This is a genomic window from Pedobacter planticolens (genome assembly GCF_014172375.1).
Classification (GTDB): domain Bacteria; phylum Bacteroidota; class Bacteroidia; order Sphingobacteriales; family Sphingobacteriaceae; genus Pedobacter; species Pedobacter planticolens.
Genome location: NZ_WNXD01000002.1, coordinates 359212 through 371249 on the forward strand (window position 1 = coordinate 359212; position 12038 = coordinate 371249).

Annotated in this window: 6 protein-coding genes; all 6 read right to left on the bottom strand. The window is 33.3% G+C overall.

What is annotated here, in order from left to right:
• Positions 1-3: 3 nt before the first annotated feature.
• The 6 genes from GM921_RS10210 to ruvA all read right to left on the bottom strand — a co-directional run bounded on the left by GM921_RS10210 (position 4) and on the right by ruvA (position 12036).
• Positions 4-219, bottom strand: a complete 216-nt coding sequence (locus tag GM921_RS10210) for a FeoA family protein (protein ID WP_173272985.1) — start codon at positions 217-219, stop codon at positions 4-6.
• 135 nt (positions 220-354) lie between these two features.
• Positions 355-3117 (bottom strand): outer membrane beta-barrel family protein, encoded by a 2763-nt coding sequence (locus GM921_RS10215; RefSeq protein WP_182922543.1) that lies wholly within the window; start codon positions 3115-3117, stop codon positions 355-357.
• A 280-nt stretch (positions 3118-3397) separates the two neighbouring features.
• Positions 3398-3802, bottom strand: a complete 405-nt coding sequence (locus GM921_RS10220) for a VanZ family protein (RefSeq protein ID WP_182922544.1) — start codon at positions 3800-3802, stop codon at positions 3398-3400.
• Between the two features lie 3 nt (positions 3803-3805).
• The gene (gene gcvH / locus GM921_RS10225) at positions 3806-4186 is read right to left on the bottom strand and encodes a glycine cleavage system protein GcvH (protein ID WP_182922545.1); all 381 of its coding nucleotides are present in this window, start codon (positions 4184-4186) and stop codon (positions 3806-3808) included.
• 96 nt (positions 4187-4282) lie between these two features.
• On the bottom strand, positions 4283-11440 hold the full coding sequence (gene sov / locus GM921_RS10230; protein ID WP_182922546.1) for a T9SS outer membrane translocon Sov/SprA: 7158 nt from the start codon (positions 11438-11440) through the stop codon (positions 4283-4285).
• 11 nt (positions 11441-11451) lie between these two features.
• Positions 11452-12036: a Holliday junction branch migration protein RuvA gene (ruvA, locus tag GM921_RS10235; protein ID WP_182922547.1), complete on the bottom strand. Its 585-nt coding sequence runs from the start codon at positions 12034-12036 to the stop codon at positions 11452-11454.
• Between the last annotated feature and the right edge of the window lie 2 nt (positions 12037-12038).

The following is a 12038-nucleotide window of genomic DNA, read 5'->3' on the forward strand; positions in this document are numbered from 1 at the left end:
GTATTACTGAATTATGATAACAGAAGCTTCGCTTTTACGTAAACAAAGTTGATATCCTGCAACGCGGATAGCTATAGGATCTCCAAGTGGAGCAAAGCGTTCAACTTCAACAACTTCACCTGGAAGACAGCCCATTTCCATCAATTTAACAGACATTTCTAAATCTGTAAATGATACGATTGTTCCTTGTTCTCCTGGGTTTAACTGTGAAAGCTTCATAATGAAATATTGCGCAATTTACCCTTTATTTATATTAAATCCAAATAACAAAGCGTAAATAAAGATGCTATTTTTAGGCAAAAAAAATCGCCACCAAATTAATGATGACGATTTTTTCATTAGTTTGAAATGAGTTTACATTCCGCCCATTCTCATTCTTTGACCACCGCCTTGACCTGGCATCTGCATCGATCTTCCGCCAATATTTCCTAATGAGTAGGTAAATGAAAACATGTAATAACGTTTTAATACATTAAAGTTCACATCAGAAATCTGGTTATTTGCTACTGTTCTCGAAATACCAGTATTTTCATTAAACAAATCGTTTACCGACAATTTAAATGTTCCTTTGTTTTTAAAGAACTGACGACTCATGTAAGCGTTTACCAAAGTATAGCTTGTATTGTAGTCTGCTCCTCTACCAGTTGTTTGGTTATAAGTTACATCGGATTGCAAACGGATATTTCCTGGAAATAAATAGCTCACATCAATATTTGGTGCTAATGTATAAGAATTAACTGTAGATGCTAATGAATAATCTCCATGTGTCCAGCTACCAGAAATTCCTGCAATTAAATCTAATTTATCAAGGTTTGAAACCAATTTATAGCCATTTAATAAAGTTAATGATTTGGTTACGTTTTCAAGACCATCAGATAGGTTGGTACTTTTATCATAATTAGCATTTACATTAATTTGTAAGGTTAATTTGTTTCCTTTAATAATCGGCTGACCTACATTACTGAAAACAGATGCACTGAAATTACCATCAACATTTGCATAACCATTCTGAATAATACCAGTAGTTGTATTTACCCTTTGATCATTAGCAATTGCATTGAAATATTGATTGAAAAACCCACCAATAAAGAACGTTCTGTAGGTTGCAAAATCAAAATTGTTATAGAAGATGTTCAAACTGTTTTGAAATGATGGTTTCAAGTTTGGATTTCCTATAGGAACAATCTGTGTCTGGGTATTATCAGGAATAGGTTGAATCTGATCAATAGTTGGTTGATTTGTTCTACCGTTGTATCTAATGGTTAATCGTTTACTATTACTGAAATTATATCTGAACTGTGCCGTTGGCGTAAGATTAATGAAATCTCTATTAAGTTCTTCACCCGTAGTAACATTTACGTTGGCACGTGTTGTATATTGACCAGCTAACCCTACATTCCAATTGTATTTTTTCTCAGTTTTCTGTAAGCTTAAACCAATCGAATTTGTCCACGTTGTATTTTCATATTCATTGCTATAGGTATTATCCTTAATATCATAGCTCTGGGTCGCATTATTGAAAGTGTATACAAAACGTTCTTTGTTATCAAAACTATATCCATTTTGATAATTTGTTTCTAAACTTAATGTTTTGGATAGAGGCTCAGTAAATACTAAACGAGCAGTATTACTTAATGAATGAGTATTATTATCATTCAATTGGTTAAGTAAAGTACTAGTTGAAACCGACCCAACTTTAACAGTTTGCAAATTATAATTAAAATTATCTGCATCGCTATCATTTATACTAGTGCTGATGTTTAATGATAATGTGCGACCTCTACGTTGAAAACGATGACGAATAAGCATACTATTACTAATCGATGGTGTTTCAGAATTAGTTTGTAGATTCTGGTTTCCAATTGTATTGTTCGCTCCAACAGTACGGTTATAGTTGTATATGCTATATCCAGTATTTTCTGTATATGATATTGAAGGTTGAACTCTAATTGAAGTATTGCTATCAAGCTTAGTATCAATCATGAAATTTAAACGATGATTTAATCGATCACTTGTACTATTCAAATCACTTAAATTTGTAATTGTATTATTAGCCAGTAAGTTTTGAGTAAAGCTATTATTGGTATTAAATAATGAAGTTTTATTAAAGAAGTAACTTCCATTCACTTGAGTTCCGTCATCATAAGTATCACCAAAGTTAATACCAGCAGCATTAGTTGTCGTAATACCACCAGAAGATGCGCTACCACCACCAAATTGCCCCCGACCACCGCCGCCACCGCCAGTTATTCCACCGCCAAAATTTTGCTTATTCACATTATTGAATTGACCAATGAATGAAATCTGCTGTTGTTTGTTGAAATAGTTTGCATTCAAATTCACGTCGTAACGATCATCTGTGCCATAACCAACTGTACTGTTTCCAACAATTCCTTTATTTTTAACACCGTTTTTAGTAGTGATGTTAATGATTTTTTCACGGTTACCGTCATCAACTCCAGAGAATTTAGATTGATCTGACATGTCATCAATAATTTGAATCTTATCAACCATATCTGCCGGTAAATTTCTTGTTGCTAATAATGGATCGCTTCCCATAAAATCTTTTCCATCTACTCTTACTTTTTTGATGGTTTCACCCTGAGCGGTAATTGTACCGTCTTTAGCTACATCTACACCTGGTACTTTCTTTAAAAGATCTTCAACCACTGCATTTTCTTTCACTTTAAGTGTAGATGCGCTAATTTCTAACGTATCTTTTTTAACTACTACCGGAGGAATTTCTCCTTTAATCTCTACTGCATTTAAAGTAACGCCAGTATCCTCCATCGTTAAATTACCAAAGTTAATACCTGGGGTTGCTGCAGTAAGTTCGAAATCTTTTGTAATGGTTTTTAAACCTAGGTATACTACGTATAATCTGTATTTGCCTTGTGTTAATCCATTAATTGTAAAAGTACCTGTGGCACTTGTATTTGTACCACCAACGGTACTCGAATCACTTAGTTTTTTGATAGCTATAGATGCATAATCAAGGGGTGACTTATCTTTGCCATTTAGTACTTTACCAGTAGCTGTGCCACTAGTTTGAGCATTAGCAAAATAACTCACGAATAAAAGTGCGATGAGTATGGATCTTTGTAAAAAATTCTTCATTTCTATTTTTATATAATTTTGTAAAGTTACCCTATCAGACTAGCTCAAGCCGCAAAAGTTTGTTAACAAGTGTAAAAATGTGGGTAACATTTTAAATACAACTAACTTTGTCGTTACAGAATTGGGGGTAAATTGCTTTTTTGACGGAGGAGAATTAATATAATGAAAGTCTAATTATTGCATTTGATAATTAGCACGGGGCATTTTAGGGCAATGGCAAGAAGGTTTAAAAAGACTACACGAATTAAATAGCACAGCCATTAATAAAATTAAAATAAGCTTAAACCTTTTTCTCATTGTAGTTTGATAGGTGTAATAAAACGTAACTAAACACCCCCATAAAGGTTCCGATCATATCGCTACCAAAATCCCACCATTCGGCAGATCTGTAGGTAAACACCTTCCATTGCAATAATTCTATACCTCCACCTAATATTACCGAGATAAGAATTATTTTAAAAATGGTTAATGAACGAAAAGTAAAATTATGTTGGTATTTAATTTTGCCATAAAATAGTGAGATGGTGAGTACATAAAAAAAACCTAAATGTGTCATTTTATCAAATCCTTCAAAAAAGAATTCTGTGCCACTATCTGGCAGTTTTATAACACAAAGCACTAAAACAATAATAGCCCAAAGTATAGACCATCGTTGATGTTTTAGTGCTTTGATTGTATTACTCATTAATTAAGCACCAACTAAAGCTTTGTAGTCTTCTGCGCCTAATAATCCATCAACTTCAGTTGCATCTGTTAGCGATACTTTAACCATCCATCCTTTACCATAAGGATCAGAGTTTACCAGCTCAGGGTTATCATTTAAATCACCATTTACTTCTAAAACAGTAGCTGTTATAGGCATAAATAAATCTGAAACCGTTTTAACTGCTTCTACAGTACCAAAAACTTCATCTTTACTTACTTCAGAGCCAACGCTATTAATATCGATATACACAATATCACCTAACTCACGCTGTGCGAAATCTGTAATACCAATAAAAGCTTCGCTATCTGACACTCTTACCCATTCGTGGTCTTTGGTGTATTTTAATTCTGATGGAAAATTCATTGTTTTTATATTAGTTTTTTAATCAATCTGTTTTTATCGAGCTTGAAAAACTCTACTGGCATCAAAGGTAATTATTAAACGCATTTATACCAATTACTAATTTAGAGTTATGCGCAAACTAAATCCGAAATTGCTAAATGAGGTATTAAATGATTGAGAAGTATAAGGTTTAGTAAGATTAGAATCGTAGAAAAGCTTCACATTAAAACGTTGGTTTAATACATAATCTACACTCGGTCTTAAAGTAATATTTTTTTGTCCAGATGAAACTTCCGCCTCAGCAATATCTGCTCTATAAATTACCGTTTTATTATCTCTAACAGCAACATCTAGTTTGAAATCCATATTATTATTCATTTTCATTTGGCTAAACCAACCAAAAGGAAATCTAAATTTAGTGGTTCGATAGCCTAATCCGAATACCATGTTATTTTCAGATAATTGTGCCAATTGACTATTTGATAAACTCAATGCCATTATACGTGTTTTATTAATCTCGAAGTTGGCAGTTAAATTGTTTTTCAATCTGGTATCAATTCCAATTAAAGGAGCAAATTGTTCTGAAATACTAACTTGAGCAAATTGATATAACGGCAAGAAATTCTGATTTACATCTCTACTGCTTACAAAACCATCCGTTTCTTGATATTTTAACAAGCTATTAAATCCGTTTACACTATACGTAGAACGATAACCATGTCTTAGACCTAATTCAGAAAATCGCTCGGCAATGAAAGGAATTTTCGTTAAACCACCATATGTAATTCTCCAATTTGGCAAAGGTATTTTTGGCAAATTATTTAAGCTCATTGTATTTGCATTTTTGCCTGTATACGCTGCAATAAATGAAGAAATTACTACGTCTTGTGCATTTTTATCGTAACCATCTGCATATCCATTGGTGTTACCAGTTGAATTTGGATTTTCACTTCCCAATCGACGAGAAATAGTTTGTCTATTAGCCATAAACTCATTAAACAAACTCGAAACCACACTTCCATTCTTATCTTTAAAAGCTGTTCCTAATGTAATAATAGATACACTATAATCGCCAGTTGTGGTTGGACTCAAATTTCTGAAAGAACTAATGCTGTTATCGTATTTAAAGTTGGTCGAATAATTTAACGTTCTATTTCTAGTAGCTGTTAAAGTAACTTTAAAATCTTTTAATGGTTCAATAGTACTTGTTAACTGAAAATCTTCACGTAACGTATTAATATATAATTGCGTTTGAAGTTCATCGGTTGATAGCCAACCATTATTTAGTGCCATTTCTCTAATATCTCTTTGGCTACCAAATATAAAACCAAAGCCTGGTGCTCCGGTAACATCATCTATTCCAAAATATTTGGTTTTAGGTAAATATCCTGGCAAAAATGTTCCTTTGGTTTGAGTAAAGGCCACATTTATGTTTTTAATACTAGTTAATAGACCTACCAAAACATCAGAAAATTTATTAATCGTATCTGTTTTATTTAAACTCCTTTTTACGAATCCTAACTTATTATACAAAGTAGTCATACTTAAGGTTGGATTTACCTGTATCGTTCTTGAGTTTTGAATTGTATTACCAAGATTAACATTTGGATCTCTTAACGTAGCCAATGGCTCAGTTTGCCAGTTAAAATTAGTGCCGTAAATTGTTGCAATATTAATCCAATCTAATCCAGGTATTTTATTAATTGGTAAATTATATCTGATATTTAAGTTGTGATTGTAATCTGTTGTACGTCCTAATGTTTTTAAGTTTTGCCAAAGTGTATCTCTTTTTAAACCTTCAATTTTTCCATCTGGTTCGTCTATTATCGAGTAATTTGTTGCGTCAAAATCTAAACTCAAAGAGTTTGTTAAATCCCATGCGATGCCATAAACCCTTGATACCAAAAAGTTCTTATTAAATGTTGTATTAATTGGGATGAAATTATTTGGATCATTATTTCGCAATGTGTTTTCAGAATAAAAACGATCTACATCTATTCTAAAATTGATAGAACTTGGCAATAAAGTGAAATTAAAATCCTTCAATAATTTCAAGGTATTCGATTTAATTAACTTATCAAATGGCAAATAACTTTTAGGCGTACTTGCATAATTATATCCTAATGAAGCTCTATATGTGTTTTGAATACTTGTTTCATTGATAAAATCACGATGTGAAAATTTACTCTGCGAATAAGAAACATTAAAATTCTCTATATCCCATAACCTTACTTTCTTTTCTGTATTAAGTCGTTCTTTACGTACATTGGTAAAGTTAATACTACTTCTAGTGGTATAATCTTGAGCAAAATTTAGAATAGAATCACGTTGAACTTTTGATGCTCCATTTAGTGCATTTTTCAATTCGATATCTGGCGTACGCGGATCATATTGTGGGGTAAGTACTTGTTTAGAATAACTAATATACATTGGTATTTTGATTCCTGATTTTTGCGGCAAGAATTTACCTAACTCTACACTTGATGAAACATCAAAAAAAGTATTATCTGATCTATTGCGTTCGCTAACTTTCTTTTCTAAAGAACCAAAACCGATGGTAGATTTACTTCCTGAAATATTTAAATCTGCAAAATCAGCCAATTTTGCATTCATTCTAGCAGTCGCAGCCCAACCTCCACGTTCATCAAATTCGGTTAATCGAAGTTCATTAAACCAAACTTGTGCATTTTTCTCCATACCGTCATCACCTGCTGGTGAAGCTGGATTACGTAATGGATTTTTAAGCCCTAACATGTAAACTCTAACTTTACTCATATCAGGTTGACCTTTTACAATAATGGTATTTCCTTTATCAATAAACGTAAAAGGCACATTTATCGGCCAAGGTAATCCGCCAGTTGTGCGAGCATTATTTCTAGCTGTTTTGGCTTTTTGGAATAACTCCAAATCGATGTCCATTTTATTCTGATCTGGCCAAATCGCATATGGATCGCTAGTACCAGGCAATGTAACTTTTAATGGTTGGTTGTATTCGTAATAATTATCTTGATTATCAGTTCCGATACGTAAAAAAGCACTTAAATCATTATCAGCCAAATCCGAACCATTAATCGCTTCCAAATGGATATACATTTCTAGTCGTTTGTACGATCTAAAATCATTAATTGCAGTTTTAAACGCAGCTCTACCATAACCATCTCTTAATTTTTTTATAATTACCGCAAGAGATTGTTCATTTTGACGTGTATCTCCACGATAATTACTAAAATCACGTTCACGTTCAATTCCTGGAGGTACTACATAAGGTATTGGTGTGCGTTTACCGTTCTCTTCTATATTTACTGTGGCAACTTCTAAAGTAGAATTATCAGGGCTTGCAGGCAACAATGAAGGATCAGCAATTACTTTAAGCGCCTCATTTTTAGCATTATACTGTCTCCATTCACCTCTTACTAATTGGATTTTCGCAAACCTTAAAATCGCTGTATCTGCAAAATTTGTCATAAATAGCCTAACAAATCGTATCGATTTAAAATCCTGAATTCCACCTACTTTTTGTTGATATTGCGCTAAAGGAATACGAATTTGATACCAAGTCGCATTTTGAGTTTGGCCGTTAGCAAGCTTCACTTGTGAAACAACTTTATCGGTTACAAAGTTTTGTCCTACAATTAAATCTCCTGGGCGCATAGACACTTTGTACTGAAAATATTCATCAGATTGTGTCATGTTGTTATCTCTATTAATGTCTTCGCCATCTGGCAACGAAGTTGATGCCGAATTTTCTAAACCTAATTCCTCGGCAGATTGTTGCGAAGTTTTAGAATTCCCTTCCGTACCATTGTAATTTTGATAACGTTTTAAAATACCAGCATTGCTATTATCCAAATTAGTTCCTCTAAAATAAGAGTAATCATCAGATGATGGATCGTTTTCAAAAGCTAGCGCCGCATCAGGGTTTAACTGTGATTTAATCTGATTAATTAATATTGCAAACTTTACTTTCTCATTTGTATTTGATAAACCATCTAAACCCACATCTTGGGCTTTTCTGGCGGCTGGTTCATTATCAAAAGCCTGTACAACTGGTTGTAATTTAGCTACTCGTCCCCAACTGGTTTCATCATATTTAGATGGATCTTCGTTTGCAGGCAATCCATTTTCTAACGACTTTCTGCCGTCTTTTAAAATGTCTTCAGAAATATTTCCAATATTAAAATACAAATCTCCACCTTGTGATGTTGGTTTGTACATATACGGATCCATTACCCAAAGCTCAATATATTCGATGTTATTCGCCTCAAAATCGTTAATATCTACCCGTCTGGTAATACCACCCCAACGTGCTTTTGGGTTATTTAACAAACCATTTGCAGAAAAACCAGTGGTGGTATAATTGTAAGGTCCACGAATGCTAGGATAATAAGCTAAATCTAAAGTGGGTAAATTAATAGCCTGACCAGTACTTATTTCTTTAAATGGAAATACTTCTTGTTCAATGATTTCCCGCACATAGTGATTAGATAATTCGGCAGTATTATTTCTTAAACTTGAAGGTATTGTTGTTGAATTTTTAAGATAAAATGTCGGGTCGATATTATAGAAAGCCAGTTTTGCTCTATTGTAACCATAAGCTAAATTATCTACCATTTGCGATTCTGGGAAAAGCTGTGGCGTACCCGCTATTTGCCATGGCACCGAACTTTTAAGATCAATAATTGATCGAGATGCCTCGAAATCATCTAAATAACTTGAACCACCTTTTTCTCCGCCAGAATTTATAGCACTCGGATGTCCCGGAATTAATTGCGCATATTCTCCTGCAAACGTAATACTTGATGGAGCTTTGGTAGATATAAAAGGAATTTTATCGACTAATTTGGTCAAAAACCGAGATGGCGAACTATAATTCATATCGAAGCCGAAAATGGTATTTGAAATCGGTTCTTCTAAATAATTTACTTTTTGAGTTAACGGTTTCTCCGTGAGGTTCATGAACGTACCACCCAAAGTCAGTTTATTATTTACATGATAATCTAAACGCGTACCAAAGAGCGAACGTTGTTGCAATCCAAAAAGTTCATTATTTTCTGTTGTAATTCTTATCGGCTGACCAGAAGTTAACAATGCAGTATTTACAATTTTAACTCTTCCACCCTGATAATCTACAGTAAAATCGGCTCCTTCTTGCAATGGAATTGTTCCAGCAAAAACTTTTACAGAACCTTCGGTTACATTGATAGAATTTAACGAAAATTCTGACGCAATTTCAGATTGATAAGCTCCTTTTATAATGTACAAATTTTTATTACTAAACTGTTGTTGCGCCGCAACCTTTGTTGAATCATATAATTGCTGATAAGTATATTTATCAGCTAAAGCTTGCTCTGCTGGAAGATTAAATTTAGTCGCCAAATCACTTCCAAATGGTTCGATTAAAGGAAAAATTATTCTTCCATTTAAAGGATCTATAGTAACGTAACCGCTATTTGTATTATTAATTAAGCTGCTTAATCCAGCTCCCGTTGGAGAATAATTACTCTGGCTATTTTGCTGATTTTGACTGCTTACAAAAGGTTTATTCTCTGCTTCAAAGTCAAAAACACCATCTGGTTTACGTTCTTTTTGCTGATTTAATTGATCTAAATTAGTTAGCGCAATGTATTGTTTTAGAGCAGTTTTTGTACCTTCTCTAATCAAAGGCATTTCTATTCCTGTCTTATCATCAATTCTAAAAATATCTAATTTAAAGTTCTGATTACTAATTTGATAACCACCAATAGAATAGATGTTTTTCATCATCAAATCCCAAGTTGGCAAATTAGTTTTTATAGTTTCATTCTTTAATAATTTCGAATACAATACTTTCGGTTTTTCCTGATCAAAAGTTACATCGGTAGAAAATTCTCCTACTTGATATTCAACTCCGTTGTACGTATAACGATAAGAAACCGCCAAAACTTCATCCGCATTTAAAGCATTATTTAAGGAAATATAACCCAATTGAGGTTGAAAATTATATTCTCTATCCGTTAATTTTCTGGCGTATGTTAATTTCGCAAAATTATCTGTCGCACCATTTGCTGCAAAATAAGAAATTACACTATTGCTATTTGTTAATCGAGAATCTGGCGGAATATTCGCCAATAAATTATTGGATTGTGTTGGAAAAGTGGGGTTAGTAAAAGCGGATGGTAAAACCGAAGAACCACCCGTTACTTGTGCGGTATTATAAGGTTGATTTTCTCCTAAATCAAGAAAAGCCAAAACATCTCTTGAATCCTGAGTATTTCCAGTTTTATTGGTAATCCAAACCTCAATTTTTGTAACTAAAATTCCTGAAGTTATGGTTGGTGGATTTGATAAAGACTTATTGTAATTATCTCGAAAATATTTACCTAAAAAGTAGTGTTTATTGGCCTCATAATCACTGCCGCTAAGTCTATATTCATTTTGTTGAGCACCATTATTTATCTGTATTTCTTTAGATTGTGATTTCTGTTGTGTAAATACAGCGGCTACGTCTAGTTTGCCAAATTGCAATTGGGTTTTAATTCCAAATAAGGCTTGTGTACCATTAATTAATGTACTATTTAATGGTAGACTTACATTACCCGCTTCAATTTTTTTAATGATATCATCCTTACCACCTGTATAATCTAATTTAACCTGATTTTCAAAATCAAACTGAGCCTCAGTATTGTAGTTCATTTTGATTTTCATCTTCGTTCCAATATCACCCACAACATCCATTTGGATACGTTGGTTAAAATCGAAATTGCTTTGAACTCGCTGTCTTTCGTTAAATAAAGGGTTTTCATTTTTATTTATACGACCTAAAAATGTAAGTTCAGCATCTCCACGAGGTTGAATATCAATTGTAGTTCCACCAAATATTTTTTCAAAAACTCGGCTATTGATTTTTACCTGAGGGATAATTCCTGTTTTTCTTACATCAGCAATTTCTGCATTCGATAAAATGCGCCAGTTATCACGTTTAATCTCACTGTTTACTAATCTTAAATATTGCTCAATAGTTAAATATTGAGGAGGCGAATACAGTCTACCTCCAACACGTTCGGTAATAATGTATCGTTTATTTTGTGCGTCATATTCAACTTCCCTTTTGATATTTTCGGGCAAAGTTAAAAATGGATTGGTGTAGGTCCTTAGACCTAAATATTGCTTTTCACGTAAATTAAAAGAGTTTTTTAACGAATCTGCTCTCGACTTTGAGGGCGTAACTTGAGAAAAGGCACTTTTGCCTACAAAGATAAAAAACAAGAAAATACTTAGAACAAGTGCGTTTCTCAAGCGAAATTAAATTATAAATTTTTTAAAGCTATTTTAATCATTTGCTCTACAGTTAAATCCTGATCTGTTCTTTTAACAGCATTATCTATGGCTTTTTCTGCAACTTGTTTACCAAATCCGAGCATAATTAATGCAGATAACGCCTCATCTCTAGTTGTATTATGCAAAGGCATAGAAATTAAAGAATCAGGTCCTTCTTTCTTCAGTTTATCTTGTAATTCTAGTACTATTCTTTGAGCAGATTTCGCCCCAATCCCCTTAATTTGCTGTATTAAAGCCACATCCGCCTGTATAATTGCATTTTGAATTTCTACTGGAGTAATAGACGAAAGCATCATTCTACATGTAGTCGGACCGATACCAGATACCGAAATTAAATGCAAAAACAGTCTTCTTTCACCCTCATCAGCAAAACCATACAGCGTATGCGCATCTTCTTTAACATGTAACCAAGTGTATACCTTGCATCGCTCTGCATTAGCTAAAGCGGAATAAGTATTTAGCGATATATTGATGTGGTAACCTACACCTCCAGCTTCTACAACAATATATGTTGGACACTTAAATGTTAACTTACCATCAATATATGCAAACATGA